This is a genomic window from Paenibacillus lautus (assembly GCF_050482385.1).
Taxonomy (GTDB): Bacteria; Bacillota; Bacilli; order Paenibacillales; family Paenibacillaceae; genus Paenibacillus_AQ; species Paenibacillus_AQ lautus_B.
Window position 1 is genome coordinate 84573 of sequence record NZ_JBCNHV010000030.1, and the last position, 18714, is coordinate 103286.

Annotated in this window: 17 protein-coding genes and 2 pseudogenes; 14 read left to right on the forward strand and 5 right to left on the reverse strand. The window is 46.2% G+C overall.

All coding sequences use genetic code 11. The features are described from left to right. Positions 1–69: 69 nt before the first annotated feature. Positions 70–442, forward strand: a pseudogene (locus ABEW73_RS31485) (winged helix-turn-helix transcriptional regulator). Between the two features lie 230 nt (positions 443–672). Here the strand turns inward: ABEW73_RS31485 and ABEW73_RS31490 are convergent. Next, complete coding sequence (locus ABEW73_RS31490) at positions 673–1170, reverse strand: DUF1579 family protein (RefSeq protein WP_430168732.1); 498 nt, start codon at positions 1168–1170, stop codon at positions 673–675. 379 nt (positions 1171–1549) lie between these two features. Here ABEW73_RS31490 and ABEW73_RS31495 point away from each other — a divergent pair, with 379 nt between their 5' ends. From ABEW73_RS31495 to ABEW73_RS31520, 6 genes are all read left to right on the forward strand, one after another. After that, positions 1550–2710, forward strand: coding sequence for a GntR family transcriptional regulator (locus ABEW73_RS31495; RefSeq protein WP_430168735.1), 1161 nt, complete (start codon positions 1550–1552; stop codon positions 2708–2710). Between the two features lie 561 nt (positions 2711–3271). After that, on the forward strand, positions 3272–4222 hold the full coding sequence (locus tag ABEW73_RS31500) for an ABC transporter permease (protein WP_430168738.1): 951 nt from the start codon (positions 3272–3274) through the stop codon (positions 4220–4222). 32 nt (positions 4223–4254) lie between these two features. Next, a complete protein-coding gene (locus tag ABEW73_RS31505; RefSeq protein WP_430168741.1) occupies positions 4255–5169 on the forward strand; it encodes a carbohydrate ABC transporter permease in 915 nt (304 codons plus the stop codon). 57 nt (positions 5170–5226) lie between these two features. Continuing rightward, entirely contained in the window at positions 5227–6918 is a 1692-nt protein-coding gene (locus ABEW73_RS31510; RefSeq protein ID WP_430168744.1) for an extracellular solute-binding protein, read from the forward strand. Positions 6919–6997: 79 nt separating this feature from the next. After that, entirely contained in the window at positions 6998–7981 is a 984-nt protein-coding gene (locus ABEW73_RS31515) for a Gfo/Idh/MocA family protein (RefSeq protein WP_430168747.1), read from the forward strand. A gap of 18 nt (positions 7982–7999) precedes the next feature. After that, the gene (locus tag ABEW73_RS31520; protein ID WP_430168750.1) at positions 8000–9082 is read left to right on the forward strand and encodes a Gfo/Idh/MocA family protein; all 1083 of its coding nucleotides are present in this window, start codon (positions 8000–8002) and stop codon (positions 9080–9082) included. A gap of 165 nt (positions 9083–9247) precedes the next feature. Here ABEW73_RS31520 and ABEW73_RS31525 read toward each other — a convergent pair whose 3' ends face one another. After that, complete coding sequence (locus tag ABEW73_RS31525; RefSeq protein WP_430168752.1) at positions 9248–9511, reverse strand: DinB family protein; 264 nt, start codon at positions 9509–9511, stop codon at positions 9248–9250. Positions 9512–9617: 106 nt separating this feature from the next. Between ABEW73_RS31525 and ABEW73_RS31530 the strand changes: the two genes are divergently transcribed. From ABEW73_RS31530 to ABEW73_RS31550, 5 genes are all read left to right on the forward strand, one after another. Next, positions 9618–10376, forward strand: coding sequence for a cyclase family protein (locus ABEW73_RS31530; protein ID WP_430168858.1), 759 nt, complete (start codon positions 9618–9620; stop codon positions 10374–10376). Between the two features lie 485 nt (positions 10377–10861). Then, positions 10862–11641 carry a gluconate 2-dehydrogenase subunit 3 family protein gene (locus tag ABEW73_RS31535; protein WP_430168755.1) on the forward strand — a complete coding sequence of 260 codons (780 nt, stop codon included), beginning with the start codon at positions 10862–10864 and terminating at the stop codon, positions 11639–11641. 67 nt (positions 11642–11708) lie between these two features. Continuing rightward, positions 11709–13388 (forward strand): GMC family oxidoreductase, encoded by a 1680-nt coding sequence (locus ABEW73_RS31540; protein ID WP_430168861.1) that lies wholly within the window; start codon positions 11709–11711, stop codon positions 13386–13388. A gap of 74 nt (positions 13389–13462) precedes the next feature. Then, complete coding sequence (gene tatA, locus ABEW73_RS31545) at positions 13463–13657, forward strand: twin-arginine translocase TatA/TatE family subunit (RefSeq protein ID WP_076321416.1); 195 nt, start codon at positions 13463–13465, stop codon at positions 13655–13657. A 58-nt stretch (positions 13658–13715) separates the two neighbouring features. After that, positions 13716–14090, forward strand: a complete 375-nt coding sequence (locus tag ABEW73_RS31550; RefSeq protein WP_430168758.1) for a cupredoxin domain-containing protein — start codon at positions 13716–13718, stop codon at positions 14088–14090. A gap of 258 nt (positions 14091–14348) precedes the next feature. Here the strand turns inward: ABEW73_RS31550 and ABEW73_RS31555 are convergent, their stop codons facing one another. From ABEW73_RS31555 to ABEW73_RS31565, 3 genes and pseudogenes are all read right to left on the reverse strand, one after another. Next, positions 14349–15182: an ABC transporter permease gene (locus ABEW73_RS31555; RefSeq protein WP_430168761.1), complete on the reverse strand. Its 834-nt coding sequence runs from the start codon at positions 15180–15182 to the stop codon at positions 14349–14351. A 2-nt stretch (positions 15183–15184) separates the two neighbouring features. Beyond that, complete coding sequence (locus tag ABEW73_RS31560) at positions 15185–16141, reverse strand: ABC transporter ATP-binding protein (RefSeq protein ID WP_430168763.1); 957 nt, start codon at positions 16139–16141, stop codon at positions 15185–15187. A gap of 492 nt (positions 16142–16633) precedes the next feature. Continuing rightward, positions 16634–16753: pseudogene (locus ABEW73_RS31565) on the reverse strand (hypothetical protein); the annotation flags it as partial. Positions 16754–17018: 265 nt separating this feature from the next. Here ABEW73_RS31565 and ABEW73_RS31570 point away from each other — a divergent pair. Next, the gene (locus ABEW73_RS31570; protein WP_430168765.1) at positions 17019–17543 is read left to right on the forward strand and encodes a CueP family metal-binding protein; all 525 of its coding nucleotides are present in this window, start codon (positions 17019–17021) and stop codon (positions 17541–17543) included. Positions 17544–18305: 762 nt separating this feature from the next. Continuing rightward, a complete protein-coding gene (gene panD / locus ABEW73_RS31575) occupies positions 18306–18689 on the forward strand; it encodes an aspartate 1-decarboxylase (RefSeq protein WP_430168768.1) in 384 nt (127 codons plus the stop codon). Positions 18690–18714: the final 25 nt, after the last annotated feature.

The following is an 18714-nucleotide window of genomic DNA, read 5'->3' on the forward strand; positions in this document are numbered from 1 at the left end:
ATAACGGACTGAAATGAAAGAATCTTATGTTCCTAGCAAAAATACAGCCTTTTAACGGAGGAATAAGAGATGACTGAAAAGAGGAAAAATAACGTTCAAAAGAAGTATAAAGTTGGAGTGGAGGCGGCATTAGAAGTAATGGGGGGGGAAATGGAAGCCCTTAATCATCTATCATTTGATGACTGGCCGGAAACGGACGTCTGAGCTTCGACGGTTAATACCCGACATAACTCAAAAAATGCTGACCACTCAACTAAGAGGCCTGGAAAAGGATGAGAATGTTGCAAGAAAGGTTTATAAAGAGATCCCACCTAAAGTGGAGTATGAGTTAACGGCCTACGGGTGGGGATTAAAGCCCGCGCTAGACTATTTATGCTATTGGGGAGAGGATCACCTGGAAAGGGTTTATGGTGACAAATCCAAGGTTTTGGAACAGTTTTAAGGCTGTACACAGTAAATTTATACACTTAAAAGACCCCATAGAGTGGGATCAATCAAAACACCTTCAAGGGAATGCTTCAATAGAGACAACCTTGGAGGTGTTTTGATTTTTACAACAAGAGTGAGCTAATCGTTGAGCAGACCAAATTAATCGGTCAGTGGATGTTAGATAGGAGTTTAGATTATTAAAACCAATATTTTGTGCATTAAGGGGTAGTACCAGCCTATTAGCTAGATGATTTTAGTCAACTTGATGTCCATCCAATGTACCCAATTCTTACCGTCGTTTGACAGCTCCCAACTACCTGTTAAGGTGTTGCTATCTTCACTAAACATTCCTGTAAAACGCTCCGATTTGCCCAAAATTGTCCAGGCACGGTCGATTAGGTTCGCTTGGTATGCACTGAAATTGCCTTGGTTGTCATATGAGTGTGTGGTGTACTTCTGACTGGAAGCATCATAGCCAATGATCTCAATAGCCTTAACCTCATCCTTTCCCATATGGCCATCAACATGATGAATAAGAAAATGACCCCCGGGCAACCACTCGTAGGTATCTACTGCTTTCAGCTGATCAACTGGCCCAGACGGACTCGCTTTAATCACACCCTCTGTATTCCATTTCCCTATGAAGACATTCAAGCGTACCATTGCAGGATCTGGTTTAGACGGATTTTGTGGAGTAAGGGCATTATCATTCTCTGGTTCCCTGATATTGTTTGTTGCCATTTTGTTTTCTCCTTTCATGCTAAGTTTCTTATATCATAGCATGTAACAAATGTTATGATTTCTTATCAATTGCTCATTTTATTACTCAGGGATAACCAAATTACCTATTAACCAGAACTGCCCTTTAGAATGCACAAAAGTGACCACATTGTAGGAAATTCACATAATAGTGTCCACCTGTACGTCGCATATCTTCCACCCTAATACTAAATCGGCGAAAAGCCTCGGCTAAACGGCTGGGGATTGTTTTACTCTGCAACATAACACAACCTCCTGTGGGCGCAGCACCAACCACAAACAAAGAAAGGACATGGAATAAAACGGTTGCACCTTTCGTAATGTATATATTAAACATATTGTATGAAATGTGGTGATTCGGATGAGCTCTACGGAAAGGGTACCTTTGTATCAGAGGGTTCAAGAGTATATACGAGAATTAATATCGTCGCAAGTACTGAAGGTTGGAGACCGTATCCCTACGGAAAAGGAACTCATGGAGCGTTTCGGAGTAAGCAAGATTACGGTCGTTAATGCCCTGGCCGGTTTGGTTAACGAAAGAATCATAACCAGGGTGCCCGGAAAGGGGACTTTTGTAAGCGAGCCTGAATATGAAATGCCGACGACATCTCCTAAAATTGCCGTAAAGCCTATCCATAAAACTAGCGGTGAAATGGGGACGCGGTTGATAGGCCTAATTTTGCCCAGCATTTATGACTATTTTACGATTAGACTTATACAAGGTATTCAGCAAGCCCTAAATGAAAGCGATTACCGTTGTGTTATCTATTTATCGGAGGGGGACATTGATAAGGAAAAAGAGGCGATCAAGACATGCAGTAACATCGGAGTGGAAGGGTTATTGATTTTCCCGGTTGACGAGGAATTATTCAACGAGGAAATATTAAGCATGAAATTTGCGGGGTTTCCGTTCGTTCTCATCGACCGTTACCTTCCTGGGGTAGAAACTCATTATATAGCATCAGACGGCAGGCTTGGCGCTAACATGGCGGTAAATTACCTGTGGGAGCTGGGGCATCGTGAAATCGCCATATGCTCCGATTCGCCCATACAAACCGTCACCGTTCAAGAGCGGATCGATGGATATATGAATGCCTTTAAGGAAAAGGGAGCACTCATAAACCCTGCCCACATCGTGACTGGTTTTGAAATAGGAAGTCTTGAGCAAGCTGAAACACATCCACTGTACCGCTATATCCAAAATCGAATGGCAACGGCCTATATTACGCTAAATGGAAGTCTTGGAGTGAAAATCTATCAGATTGCCCGTCAAGTTGGATTGAAGGTGCCTGAGGACATTTCCATTATCAGTTTTGACGATCCGACTTCCATCATCGAAGGATACAGCACTTTCACACATGTTAAACAGTTTGAACGAGACATGGGCTACCGTGCGGCTTACACGCTGCTTGAGGTCATTAACAGTGATGACGGGCAACAAGGAAAATACTTTAAAACCCTAGTGGAACCGGAATTGGTGATTGGCGAGACGACGGGAAAAAACGTTCTCTCCACTTCATGATATCAACACCCGCTTCCCCCTATATAGGTAACCTAAATACGAGTCCGACGCGCTTTCTTTCGAACCTGACAAAGGAAGCGACGGATGCAACGGACTCTTCTACTAGGTCAACTACAACTTCCTCTCATGAAATCCTCCCATAATAAGTCCAATTCCATAAAGAAATCCAGCAGAAGCTCTTCAGACCATTCCCAGGTTGCTTTATTTCAATAAACATTTTCATTAAACCATTTCATATGCATATATTGAATATAATGTATCCTTGTCAAGGAATACAAACACCTGAATATAGCCGACAGCCATCAAACATGCCCTAAACCACGCATCGTGTGCATAGGGAGGAGTGCGCACGATGTACAAAATAAAATTATGGAATGATTCCTACACCATATTGAATATATTTAAACTATAAAAATGAAACCGCTTGCAATAGAGGAGGGGGAGACAGTCGTTATATACCGTCGAAACATCGAAAACCATTGGCATTGGCTCTGTTCCTAAGCTATCGGGAATGGATTCGTAAAAATCCGATACGACGAAGAAGTAGGAGGTGTTCCGAGGATGGTACCAAAAGGTGTTGGTATTGCTGGATTTGAGCAATTAAAAAAGAACAGGAAACTAACTAAAATATGGTATTTCAGGCATGTATATTTGTTTTTGCTTCCAGCTATCATCTGGTTTCTGGTTTTTGCTTACTACCCGATGTACGGCATTATAATCGCGTTCAAAGATTACAAATTCAATCTGGGGATCATGGGGAGTTCATGGGCAGGCTTCAAATACTTCGTACAGTTTTTAAACGATTCCAAATTTTACGAAGTACTCCGAAATACGTTATCCATTAGTGCCCTTAAACTTATTTTCGGATTTCCAGCTCCATTGATCCTAGCCTTAATGCTCAATGCCGTCATGCACAAAAGAATCAAAAGAGTGTTTCAAACGATTTCCTACCTGCCGCACTTCGTTTCGTGGGTCGTTGTCGTTACCTTACTTCAAAAAATCTTGTCTCCGAACGTAGGGCTTATCAATGACATTCGGTACCAAATGGGTTTGGATCCGATCTTTTTTATGGGAAAGCCGGAATTATTCTATCCACTGGTCATCATTTCTGACATCTGGAAAGGTATAGGCTGGGGTTCAATCATTTATTTAGCCGCGTTAACGAATATCGATCCACACTTGTATGAAGCTGCGGAAATCGACGGGGCGGGTCGATGGAGCAAACTATTTAAGATTACGCTTCCATGCCTTGTTCCAACGATAGGCATACTGCTCATATTCTCCCTTAGCGGAATACTGAACGCAGGTTTTGACCAAATCTGGCTGATGCAGTCCCCAGCAACATTAAACGTCTCCGAGATATTGGACACTTATGTCTTAAAAACAGGTCTCCAACAAGGGCAACTAGCCTATTCCACGGCCATTGGTTTATTCAAATCGGCGATCTCGCTGCTTCTCATTGTTGCTGTAAATAATATATCCAGGCGCGTGAGTGACGTATCGTTATGGTAATCAGCTTGCGCTGAAGACGAGGAGGTGTGTGTATGGGTGCGAGAAGGCTGACGACAGCAGATAAAATGTATATAACGCTTAACTATTCGGTGCTGCTGTTATTCTGCGCTACAGCACTATATCCATTTATCTATTTTCTAGCCCTTTCCTTCAATGACGGCTACGATGCGATGAAGGGTGGAATCTATTTTTTTCCTAGAGTGTTTACATTAGAGAACTATGCGAAAGCATTTAGCAATACTTTGATCTTAAATTCGTTTTATATTTCCATTACCCGAACCCTTGTGGTAACGGTTGGCTCTGTATTTTTGACGGCCTTGCTAGCCTACGCACTTTCGCGGAAAGGTTTGCCCGGAAGAAAATATATCGTGTTTTTCTTTTTCTTTACCACGTTGTTCAGCGGAGGGCTTATTCCGACGTTTATCCTGTTCCGGCAATTACACATCCTGGATACGTTTTGGGTGTTGGTGTTGCCGTCTCTATATAATTTTTTTAATGCGATTATTATGAAAACCTTCTTTGATGGGATCCCTGAAGCTCTGTCGGAATCGGCCCGAATCGACGGAGCAAGTGAATTGTCGGTATTTGCAAGAATCATATTGCCTCTTTCGATGCCGGTGCTTGCTACCATTGCCTTGTTTGTCGGAGTGGGCGTGTGGAATGACTGGTTTACCGGTCAGTTTTTCATCCAGAATGAAAAACTGCAGCCTGCAGCTACGTTCCTTAATAAGATGATCAGCGAAGCTTCTTTCCAGTCGATGACGTCGGGAAATAGCGGATCTGCTATTCAAAACATGGCCCAGACTCAGATGGAACTGCGAGGAGTAACGCCCGAAGCCTTGAGGATGACTTTCGTCATCATTATTACGACTCCGATTATCTGTGTGTACCCATTTCTTCAGAAATATTTTGTAAAAGGCGTATTGGTAGGCTCTCTTAAAGAGTAGTTGGTATAAAAGGTAAAGCCTTTTATATAAAAACTTCCAATGGAAGGGGATTGCAGGATGAGGAAGAACAAGCGTAGGAGTGTGCTTGGCATGGCACTAATCGCTTTACTGCTTTTAGTGACCATGACGGCATGCACGGGAAAAGGCGGAGGGGAGGATGCAGGCACGGTTGACACAGGTCCGAAGGAGCAAGGTACTGAAGAAATAAAACCGGTAACCTTGACTTTTCTCAGTGCTTGGAACGGTGGCGGAGCCGGTTTTCCGCAGGACCAGGAAAATAATCCTGTAGCCCAAAAAATTAGGGAGAAGACCGGGGTAACGTTAAAACTTGAATCCATCACAACAAGCGAAGTAGAAAAACTAAACACCATATTTGCTTCCGGTACGGTCCCGGATATTGTTAACGCACCCTTCTGGTCGACTACAGGAGGAGAAGGACAAGTCATTAAGAAGGCAGCCATGGAAGGACAGCTTCTGGATTTAACCCCATATCTCGATAAATACCCGAATATTAAGAGACTTGTGACTACTGGGATTGCAAAGGATTTTGCCGAGTTCGATCTCAATAGTCCCGATTTTGAAGGCAAGACTTATCTCATTCCTACGGAGACCCCAGACGGCACCCCTGAGAGCATTCATAATTGGAATTACGGTCTTTTTGCCAGGGGGGATATCCTGAAAGCTTTAAACGTAAAAGCGGAGGATATTGATACGCAAGAAGAACTATATGATCTATTGGTCAAGATTAGAGATGGCGGTTTTAAGGATATTGGCGGGAAACCGGTCATCCCGGCCGGAACGATGTGGAATGGATGGGATTCCGGCCAGTTTCTAGCCGGGTGGTCGGATTACACGATTTCGGACTTCCATCAAGTGGATGGAAAACTGATTCACTGGACGCAATCCAAGGATCATGAAGCTAAGTTGTTATACATGAGGAAGTTATTAACGGAAGGTTTGTTTGATCTTGAAGCGTTTAACAATACGAGTACAACAGCGAATGAAAAACTTACGACGGGTAAGCTTGCGGTATTTGGAGCCCAGCCGATGTTAGATGATTTGCAAAAAACGCTTTATAAGACGAATCCGGAAATGCAATATGAACTACTCGGACCCATGAAGAATAAGAGAGGAGAAATTCGAACGCAAGTGGAAAAACCCGGCCGTTCCGGTTTCCCTGCCCTGTTCATAAGCGCTAACATCAAAGATCCCGATGCGGCCTTGCGGTACATTGATTATGTCAACAGCGAAGAAGGCCGATTGCTTGCTTATTTCGGGATCGAAGGAACGCACTACTCCATGGAAAACGGGTTACCCCGGTGGATTCCTGATGTGAAAAAACAATTCGATGATAACCCGGATCTGAAAAGAGACGCAGGGCTCAACTATCTTCCAGGAAGGTTCATTGGGGCATTCTCCAATGATATTACTTGGCCTATGCCCGAAGATCAAAAAACGAAGTGGAAAAAGTTAGAGGAGAGTCTCTCAGCAAAAATGCCTATCAAAATTATAGACAAAGTAAGCGCCAACTACCTTGCAAGAGAGTGGCCCAAATATCAGGAATATAGGGATAAAACCAGCAGCTTGAATTTCGATGAGGAATTTAAGAGAGCGTATTTTGCGGCGTCAGATCAGGAAGCTCTAGATATGCTTCATAGTGTTCAAGAAAAATTTAGAGCTGCCGGCGTGGAAGAAATGGCGGAGTTTGTGGCTCAAAAAGCTGCAGAACGAGATGATGTAGGGTTCTAAGTGAAGGAAGTTTATCCATGGGATGGTGTCACAGCCATCCCAAAATCGCTTTGATTTAAAGATTACGGAGGGAAGACGAATGTTAAACGTTGCGATGTTAAGTAAGTGGCATGTGCATGCAGATGACTACGCCAGAAGGTTACAATCTCACGGTAACGTTAAGCTCATGGCTGTCTGGGACGAACAGCCTGAACGCGGAAACGAATGGGCTGCCCAATTGGGAACGGATTTTGAAGCCGATTTGGACACTCTGCTAGAGCGGGAAGACATCGATGGCGTCGTGGTGGATGCTCCTACAAGCATGCACGCAGACGTCATGGTAGCTGCCGCCGAGGCCGGCAAACATATCTTTACCGAGAAAGCCATGGCTCTTACCGTAGAAGAATGTAATCGGATTTCTGCAGCGGTACGCAAAGCAGGCGTCAAGTTCTGCATTTCATTTCCGGCTCGCACAAGGCCTCACCCATTGTTCGCGAAGCAGCTGATCGATGACCATGTATTAGGGGACGTCACGCTTTTGCGCATTCGGAACGGCCACGACGGCGCATTGAACAATTGGCTCCCGGAATACTGGTACGATGAGAAGCAAACCGGCGGCGGAGCCATGATGGATTTGGGCTGTCATCCGATGTACATCGCAAGTTGGCTGCTCGGTAAGCCCAAAAGAATCACCTCCATGTTTCATTATTTCACCAACCGAGCAGTGGAAGATAATGCACAGTGCTCCATTGAGTTCGTAAACAACGCGGTGGCCCTGGTCGAAACAAGCCTTGTTACGTACAAAACTCCTTCTGCTCTTGAGATTTACGGTACGGAGGGCACCTTGATGATCTCGGATGATACCGTTAGAGTCATCTCGAAGAAGCTCGATGTACCTTTTTCCGGATGGATTTCACCTAATCAACTCCCTAAAGAGCAGCCGCTTCCGATCATCCAATGGGCAGATGCATTGATTCATGACAAGCCGATGCCCTTCGGACTGGAGGACGGGACGAAATTGACGGAGCTATTGGAAGCGGCATACATCGCTCATAAGGAAAACCGAACGGTAGAGTTCAAATAACGCGGGGGAGGGACTTTGATGAGAATCGTAAAAGTAGGGATCATCGGCTGCGGAATGATTGCGGGCGGGAAACATATGCCGTGTTTGTCCAAGTTGGATAACGTACAGATGGTGGCCTTCTGCGACTTGAAGCTGGAAAGAGCCGAGGAAGCCGCCAAAAAATACGGCACGCAAGGCGCAAAGGTGTTTACAAATTACAAGGATCTGCTTGCCATGGATGATATTGAGGTCGTACATGTGCTAACACCGAACAGCTCCCACGCGATGATTTCCATTGATGCTCTCGAAAGCGGCAAACATGTCATGTGCGAAAAACCGATGGCCGTCACAGGTGCGGAGGCCAAAGCGATGTACGAAGCCCACTTGCGAACAGGCAAGAAGTTAACCGTCGGGTACCAGAATCGTTCCAACGCCAAAAGCCAACTGCTAAAAAAGATGATCGCCGATGGGGAACTTGGAGATATCTATTTTGCAAAAGCTGTCGCTACCCGAAGAAGAGGCGTACCCACATGGGGCGTGTTTCTGGATAAAGAGAAACAGGGGGGCGGTCCTATGATCGATATTGGAACCCACTCCCTTGATCTGATCCTATGGTTGATGGATAACTATGAACCGGTGAGTGTAGTCGGCAGTGTCTTCCATAAACTGAAGTATACCGAAAATGCCGCGAACGAATGGGGATCTTGGGATCCAAACGAATTCGAGGTAGAAGATTCGGCGTTCGGGTATGTGAAATTTAAAAATGGAGCGACGGTCATCATTGAAACCAGTTGGGCCCTTAACATAGCGGAAGGCGGCGGCAACCTGCTGTGCGGAACGAAGGGAGGAGCGGATTTTGCTAAAAATGAACTGCGGATCAATGGCGAGAGGGACGGGAGCTTGTTCCTGAATAAAATCGAGGTGAATCCGAATGCAAGAGAACGATTCAGGGGAGAAGAAATGACCGATTTTGAGTATGAAGCCAAACAATGGATTCACAGTATCGTGAACGATACCGAACCCTTGGTTAAGCCAAGGGAAGCTATGATTGTTTCACAAATATTAGAAGCCGTGTATATATCCGCAGATACAGGAAAAACCGTTTATTTTGATAAGGAATAAGTTCTCCTATATGTTCGTGGAATTTGTAATCCTCATGATTTTAATGGGATCTTTCAATGTTCTGAGCTGGAACTGCATAAGAAAATGGTTGATTCTATAAAAAAGTAATACTTATACGGCAGCGTTTTAGGCCCGGTCATAAACCGGGCTATTTTTCTGCTTATTTCAAGAAAATTTGGATCGATCATCAACAGCTCCTTGTATTTTACTTAGGAATACAATTTGCCCAATATGATATGCATCGTGCAATGGCAATCGAAATGTAGATTTATTATCTTCTGCCTGTGGTTCATTCGCTGTTTCATCAAGAAATCGCATCAGAAGTCTCTTTTCATAGAAGAGTAAATGACAAACTAATTCCCAAATGGAATTCATTGCATCAACTGGTTTCCAAATTGCCTGTTCAAAAGTAATATCCTCTAGCCTCATTTGGAAAATTCGGATGATGCCACAGAACGCGACGTTGGTCTACCGGCTTTTTGTTCAATTTAGTATAATATGCATGAATTGGTATGAAAGGGGAGTGGAAATGATGATGAAGCTTATTGACTTGAGCGTGCCGATTAGTCCGCGCATCCGCGAGCCGCTGCCAGCGAAGATCGAATATGCGTCCCATGAAGACGGTGCGCGGCAAGCTGCGGCGATACTTGGCCTCGAGCAGGAGGATTTTCCAGAGAGCAAGGCATGGGCGACGGAAATGGTGACGCTGAATACGCATTCGGGTACTCATATCGACGCGCCGTGGCATTACTGGCCGATTTCGGAAGGGAAGCAAGCAAGGACGATTGACGAACTGCCGCTCGAATGGTTTTATTCCGACGGCGTGGTGCTCGATTTCAGCGCGAAGCCGCCGGGATACGAAATTACGACGGACGACCTGATCGCCGAGCTGAAACGGATCGAGTATACGTTGAAACCCTTCGATATCGTTCTCATCCGGAGCGATGCGGACAAACGGCTGTATCACGAACATTATGCATACCTTCATGCTGGGGTATCGGCCAATGCTACGCTGTGGCTTCTGGATCAAGGCGTCAAGGTAGTCGGTACTGATGGCTGGGGCTGGGATATTCCGCTCAACCTGCAGGCTGAAGCGTATAAAAAGCAGCCGAGGGAAGGCGTTCTGTGGGCAGCACATTATGTCGGCAAGGACAGGGAATATTGCCAGATTGAAAAGCTGGCCAATTTAGAGAAAATTCCTAAACCGTTTGGCTTCAAAGTATGCTGCTTTCCGATTAAAGTAGAAATGGCAAGTGCCGGCTGGGCCCGGCCGGTCGCAATCGTGGAGGAATGAGACAAAAAAATAAAGCAAGTATCAACGTGTTGTTGCGTATACTACGAAGCTGCCATAAGTAGTGTTGGGGGAATTTGGATTGAAATGTGTCGGGGGACAAGAGAGCATGGCCCCATTGAAAGTCGCTAATTTAGGGGCTTTTTTGTTCTATCGGTACAAGTTTTGAAATCACTAAGTTACCACATTGTTGAATCAGTAGTCATGCCAGCCCTCCGGTAGAAAACCGGAGGCTCTTTTTTGTTTCCAAAAAAGCAGGCAGTAGAGCGCTCTATTCTCATCTTAGAAGTAAATAGGGCTGGCGCTGCGTCGGTCCTTTACGAAAAAGCTGGGCGAGGCTAACTTACGCGCCGGTGGTCTTCCTAGGCACTTAGTTGCATTTTGACGCCTGATGTCAAATATTCTTTTTAAACAGATACATTTTGGGTAACTGATTCAAAGTGGTCTTTATTATTATATCCACAATATTCACAATTGGAGGGATCATGTTGCCAGGACTGAAATTGGGAAAGAACAGCAAGCCGGCCCGGTCAGAACAACCGGATGAATCCCGGCGGAAATTTTTGAAAGCCTCAGGTATGACGCTGGGCGGTCTGATCGTCGGCAGCGTATTCGGGGGTGTCCTGACGGACAATCTTGAGAAAAATCACTCCCCCGAGCCGGCCAGCAGCAAGCCGGAAGCTTCGTTACAGGATGCGCTGATGTTCTTTAATCAGGAGCAGTTTAAAATGACCGATGCGGCGGTCGAACGGATTTATCCCGAAGATGAGAACGGTCCTGGAGCCAAGGCGCTGGGCGTAGCCTTTTTTATTGATCATCAGCTTGCAGGCCCTTGGGGATATAATGCGCGGGACTATATGATGGGTCCTTTCGTCCAAGCCCAGGTAACTCAGGGAGAGCAGTCGCGCCTAAAGCGCAACGAAATGTTTACGCTGGGCCTGGAGGGGCTTAAGAGCTACTGCCAGCAAAAGTATAAAAAGGTTTTTACGGAACTTGAGGCCCAGCAGCAGGATGAAGTGCTGACCGCCATGGAAAAGGAGGACAAATTTCCCATGCGCGGGGTGACGAGCAGCAGTTTCTTCAAGATGCTGAGAAATTTGACGATCGAAGGGGTCTACGCGGATCCGCTCTATGGCGGCAACCGGAATATGAACGGGTGGAAGATGCGGAATTTTCCTGGCAACCAGATGAGTTATACCCAGCAGATTACGAAGGAAGGACTGGTCCAGATCCAGCCGAAAAGCCTGCAGGCTCACATGAGCGAATAAATTTCACAGATATAAGGGGACATCAGACGTGGCCAAATTACCTAAAGTACCAGTAGTTATTGTTGGAATGGGCTGGGTCGGCGGCATTATTGCGGCCGAACTGACCAAAGTGGGCATCCAGGTAGTCGGACTGGAGCGCGGAAAGAGCCGGAGCACAGAGGATTATTTCATGGATCATGACGAGCTCCGGTACGCGCGGCGTTTTGAACTGATGCAGGATCTATCCAAGGAAACGATCACCTTCCGCAATTCGGAGTCAATGAGGGCGCTGCCGATGCGCAGCTATGGCTCCTTTCTGCTGGGGGACGGGCTCGGCGGTGCCGGATCGCACTGGAACGGGCAGACGCACCGTTTCCTGCCGTATGACTTTGAAATCTACAACCAGACGGTGGAGCGGTATGGAAAAGGCAAAATTCCTGAGGGCATGCAGCTGCAGGACTGGGGAATCACGTATGACGAAATCGAACCGTACTACGACAAGTTTGAGCAGATAGCCGGCATTTCGGGGGAATCGGAAGCCAATCCGATGCTTGGCAAACGGTCTAATCCGTTTCCGACCCCGCCGATGAAGAAAACGCCGATTTTGCAGCGGTTCGAAGAGGCGTCGAAGAAGCTCGGATACCACCCGTACATGATCCCTTCGGCAAACCTGAGCGAGAACTACAAAAATCCCGACGGCGTATCCCGGGCAGCCTGCCAGTACTGCGGATTTTGTGAGCGGTTCGGCTGCGAGTATGGCGCCAAGGCGGATCCTGTTGTTACCGTCATTCCGACGGCGATGGCCACCGGCAAACTGGAGGTGCGCACCTTCTCGAACGTGACCGAAATTCTCCATGACGGCAAAAAAGCGACCGGCGTGGTGTACATCAACACAGTGACCGGGGAAGAGGTGACCCAGCCAGCGGACGTGGTCGTTCTCGGCAGTTTCATGCTGAACAATGTACGCCTGCTGCTGAACTCCAAGCTCGGGACGCCTTACGACCGGAAGACCGGACGGGGGACCATCGGCAGAAATTATGCGTATCAGGTAAACTCCGGGCATGCGGTCGGCTTTTACGATGACGAAGAGTTCAGCACGTTCATGGGCGCCGGGGCGCTCGGAATGGAGTTCGACGACTTCAACGGGGATAATTTCGACCATTCCGATTTGAAGTTTCTGCACGGGGCTGGAATCCGGATCAGCCAGAACGGCCTACGTCCGATCGAGAACAATCCGGCACCGCAGGGTACACCGACTTGGGGCAAGAAGTGGAAGGAGACCACACTAAAGTATGCCAACCGGGTGCTGACCGTGGCGACGCAAGGCGCCAGCCTGCCCTGGAAGCACCATTACCTGGATCTGGATCCGACCTATAAGGACATTTACGGCAAACCGCTGCTTCGGATTACGTTTGATTTCGAAGATCAGGACCGAGAGCTGACGAAGTTTCTGGCAGACAAGGCGGGCAAGGTCATGAAGGAAATGGGTCCTTCCCAAGTGGAGATCAAGGACAAGCTGGACCCGTATAATATCGTTCCTTACCAGTCCACCCACAATACCGGCGGCGTCATTATGGGTAAGGACCCGGAAACGTCGGCCGTGAATAGTTACCTGCAGATGTGGGAAGCGGGAAATGTGTTTGTGGTGGGTGCTTCGGCATTCCCGCATAACAGTGGATATAATCCGACCGATACCGTCGGCGCGCTCGCCTACAGGGCGGCGGAAGGGATCCAGAAATATTTGAAACAGGGAGGCATGCTTGTCTGAACGGGCAAGTCCTTCCATGCTCATGCGATTAACATGCTACTTCATGAGACTTCATGGAAAGGGAGGGATCGGCCATGCTTTCGACGATTGGAATACCGGGGCTGCTGCTGTTGCTGCTGCTCGCCCTGCTGCTGTTCGGACCGTCCAAGCTGCCTCAGCTTGGCAGGGCGGTGGGAACGACACTTCACGAATTCCGCAGCTCCGCTCGTCATCTGACGGAAGAGGACGAAGAGAAGCAGGACGCGGGGCGCCGCCAGGAAGATCACTAAGAATGGTTTGTTTGCTTCGAAGACGGCAACTTAATTATTTCATCTGGAGGGATTTGACATGAAAAAATGGATGATGATTGGACTTACACTGCTACTGGTTGTGGTGCTGAGCGCATGCGGAAGCGGGGGCAGCTCGTCGGACGAGTCCTCGTCTTCAGGCGGAGCGGATGGTGTAAAAGAAATTAAGGTGACGGCGTCAAACTTTAAGTTCGAGCCTTCTGAGATCAAAGTCAAAAAGGGCGAAAAAGTCAAAATTACGCTGGAGAACAAAGATGGAAATCACGGCCTGGCCATTCCTGATTTCAACGTTGACCTGCAGCAGCCAGGCTCGACCGAATTTACCGCCGATCAAGCCGGTGAGCATGAGTTCCACTGCTCCGTCATGTGTGGGGTCGGCCACAGCGATATGAAGGGGACCTTGATTGTCGAATAAATATGTATTGCGGTTGAGACCGCCGGATTGCCGCCTAGATGACTGCGGGAGGCAGATCAAGAAAGCGCCGAACAGCCGGACCGTAAAGGTTCGCGCTGGCGGCGCTTTTTTTTCTTCTACGCTCAGGACTGTGGCTGGATCCATGTTAGAAGATACTAAAGTTCAAGACTGAATAATAAAGTGTTGAGCTAGGGAAATAAACTTGGAGGTATCTGATGGAGCGCCATGTACCTCGAGGCACAGGGACAGAACTTTTCTCTACTTCTCAACACGCCAATCTACCTTTTTCAAGATCAATACGATGGAAATCAGCGAGAAAAGCAAGAGTACAAGCGTGTTCCTGGCGACTGACCCGGACCAGCCCGAAATCAGCACCTCCCGCATGGCCTCAGCGCCGTAAGTGGTTGGGAAGATATATGAGAACCATTGCAAGATCACAGGCAAGTGATCCATATCTACCATGACAGGCGTCAAAAACGAGACGAACATCATCAACGCCTGAACCAACATATTCGTCAATTGATGACTAGGTGACCAGAAGCCGATCAGTACACCCGCGCCAACCACGCTAAAGACGGTGAGCAGCAATACAGGGACAAGTCCCCAGCTGTAGTGGAATTGAATGCCGTAAGCAAGTTGACCAATCACGGCCAGGATAATAAAAGACGGTACGCTCATGATCAAGCCGCGCAGTAAATTAGCGAAGATGAAGTTTACCTTGGCAATCGGCAGGGACGAATAGTACGTGAAGTGGCCTTGATGCTTCTGCCAAGATATCTCCTGAGCCATGGAATTGAGTCCCATGACGATTAAGCCGAAGAGCATATTCCCCGTAATAATACGGGTCATGACAGCCGGTGTTGGGTCAACCGTAAAGAATTTGAGAAACAGCAGCGTCGTTAATGGAAACATGCACGCCATGATAAAAATCCAAACCCATGCCTCGCGGATAATCGTGAATTGTATGCGGGCCAGAATCAGCCATTCCGTCAATCTGCGTTGGATTATGCTCTGCTGCTCGTGCCCTTGGAGAAAGACCGATTCCTGCAGTTGCAAGTCTTGGCTTTGCATTGAAGGTTTCATCTGTTCCACGTTTAGTTCACCTCCGCTTTGGCAGGCTGATCCTGTTCGTCATCGATATGAAAATAGACATCTTCAAGATTGGGTGGAACGAGCGAATATTCTTCAATTGGTAGCTGCTGCGTAGTCAGGACGTCAATTACGTGGCTTGCGTCTTGCTTCTCGATCAGTGCCCGGATTCGGTTTTCTCCCGTTTTGGTCCACTGTCCCAGCGCGCTTAAGCTTCGGCAAACATAATCGCTTTCGCCTAAGGAAGTCGTAATTTCCAGCTTCATCCGCTGATCGACCCTTTGTTTTAAGACACTGACATGATCGATGGCCAATAGCTTTCCGTGATTTACAACAGCTACTCTGTCCACGACCTGTTCGGCTTCCAGTACGTTGTGTGTCACCAAGATTACGGTTACTCCTTGCCGATTGCGTTCCTGAATCAGATCCCATACGAGCCTTCTCTTTTTAGGGTCCAGTTCATTGGTCGGTTCATCCAGGATCATGACGGGGGAAAAGCCGATCAAGCAAGTACCAATCCCGATTAACCGCTTCTGTCCGCCGGAAACGTTTTTCAACAGCTTATGACGGAGGTCCTGCATTCCAAAGCGTTCCAACAATTCCTCTGTTTGCTTTATGGAGGACTGCTTCGTCAACCCCCGCAACCTTCCTGTAAAATACAAAGCTTCCCAGGTTTTTAAACTGGTCAAGGCGTGAGGCTCTTGCGAGTAGTAGGCCACCTCCTGGGCAACTCGCTTGGTTTGGGTCTGTACGCTGGTTCCTTTATAGCATACCGTACCTGAGGTGGGAGCAAGATGTCCTACCATCTGCTTGATTAGCGTGGATTTGCCTGCTCCATTCGGACCGAGCAAACCGAGAATTTCCCCTTGTTGAACGTCGAAGCTTATGTTTTGATTGGCGACAACCTTTCCTTTTTTGTACGTTTTATTCACATGCTCTAATTGATAGATCAGCTTCATCATTCTTTCCCCTTTCAGTTCGAACTATGTTTTTGCTGCTGCGTGTCTGAACCCAGAGAGAGTATGTATTCTTTGATTGATCAATGCTTTTGTTGGATGATGCCTAAATATACTTAACGGTATATCAACAGGCGTTAATATCAAGATATCGCATTGCTCTTCCAAGGAGTGACGGGCGGCAGAATGGTTTTCGTCTCCGTCTTAGGACGGAGACGGCATGCTGAGCTCCCGAACCCAATATTTCGATCACAAGATATAAGTAACGCCATTCCGCGAAAAAGCGGGTGATGATAAGAATCAGTCAAAAGTTTAAGCATCAAAACTAAAAAAAGTGACAACATCTTAAAAAGATTTTAATGAAGGACAGTGAACGTATGCGGAGTTCATGCTTAGAGCGGAAGAAAACGAAAAGCTGTACACAATCACGAATTGATGGCGAGCATATGAAGTTAGGGGAGGAAACCCATGAGCCTCTGTAATGTTTTTTTGTTACGCTTACGATATGATTGGATTCAGAAAAATGTAGAAGATTAGACCCTTGCCCTCGGCTTCAGTTTGGCTGTAGAAACGCGGGAGTTCGTTAAAATGCTGCAGTATGTAGGCAAAGAACTCGTCCTCATCCTTCTTTCCATTTTTAGTAGTGACTCTACTGAACTATCTAAATGTATCATCCCGAAATTGTGTATTTCAAGGAATTGGGGATATAATCGTCAAAAAAAAGCTATCGAAAATATAGGGAAAGGGGGGTTAACAGTATCGGGATGCATTTAAGGTGGAGGAATTGATGTGAACTTGAGCACCGATTACTTAAGTGGAAATGTGATACAATCAAAAAAGTTTGGCCTTTCAATATGACAAGAAAAAGGGAGTGGAATAATGTATGAAGAAGGGTTTGCTCATAGTTTCGGCTTTATTACTAAGTCTTGTGTCAGTAGCTTGTAACAACGATAATAGTGCATCGAATGAAGTGGGAGCACAGGAAATCAAAGAAAAAGTCCATGCGTATAGTGTTGGTACCTTTGAGGATGTATCTGCATCTATTACATCACATGAACTAATTGTGACTGATAATGGTAAAAAGACTTCTTTTGACCTTCCAGAGAACGAATTTTTTGTTTCGATTGCACCGTTTGTTGAAAATACACATGAATGTGCTATCCACAATTTAACAGGGTGCCAAGGGGAATTAGTAGAAAAAAACTTCGATGTGTTTATTCAGGATGAAGAAGGCAATGTAGTGATGGATGAAACGATTACTTCTTTAGAAAATGGTTTTATTGATCTATGGTTACCGCGAGATCGGACATATCAAGTGAAAATTGAGTATGATGGCAAAACAGTAGAATCTGAAATCGCTACTTTTAAAGATGACAATACTTGTATCACAACGATGCAACTAACATAACACTCAATAAAGCATTAAAGCCTGATCGTTCAGGCTTTTTTATTTTATGGGTATAGGTGGAATCAGAAACTTTTTCATAAGACTCTTAATTTATGGTAGGTCTGCTCAAAAAAGTAAAAGAATTTACCCCTCCGTTGAAAGATTATCTCCCTATCACAAGTGAAGGTTTAGCACTACTATGATGGTAGGTTGCAAAAAATTTGAGAAAAGTGTTTATTGCGCTGTAATACTTTAGTTCATTACCGCTACACCCGGTTACACGACATGATTTCCTCCCCTGCGCAGCTGAACTGCCTGTATGATGAGCTGCTGCGATGTATAAGCCACGTTTTTTGTTTCTACTGTCAAAATATTCAATCAACTGGAACCCGCACAATAGCATTAACCTGCCTAATTAGTATGACTCTCTCCAATAGCATGAGCTTGCCCAATCAGCAACATTCCACACAAAAAGCATGAGCTGTCAGTCAACATGCCCCCCTCACAATGGCATGAAATAACCCACTCAGCATGATCCCACACATAAGCATGAACTTGCTTATTCGTTACAAACAGCTGCATTGGCACGAAATTGCCGCAGAATTTCTTTTTTTGAACGGCTTGATTGCTCCAGCTTGTTCTTTTTCGTTAAGACAGAGAAACGATGTTGGTTTGTTTGTACTCTGAATGTTCCTTAAAAAGAATAGTTGGAAAATAACGTTCGTTATAAGAAGTTAGTAAGTTTTATTTTTCTAAAGACTACTCCACAAGGAGAGTGTATTCATGTTTAGAGAGATGCATAAGTCCAAAATTCACCGTGCTGTCGTGACGGAGGCCAATTTGAATTACGTAGGAAGCATAACCATCGATCAGGATATTTTGGATGCATCGGACATCCTGGAGAACGAAAAAGTCCAAGTTGTCAATATAAATAACGGAGCCAGGCTGGAGACGTATGTCATATCAGGCCCAAGAGGCTCGGGTATGGTTTGCTTGAACGGCGCAGCTGCCAGACTGGTGCAGCCGGGCGACCGCGTCATTATTATTTCTTACGCGATGATGGAGGAATCGGTAGCCCGGACGTATCGTCCGCATGTCGTCATTATGGACGAGCATAATCGCATCGTAACGGAGGATTATCAAGAACTGCATTCCACATCGGTGTAAATAAAAGACAGAACGGAGGGCTGCC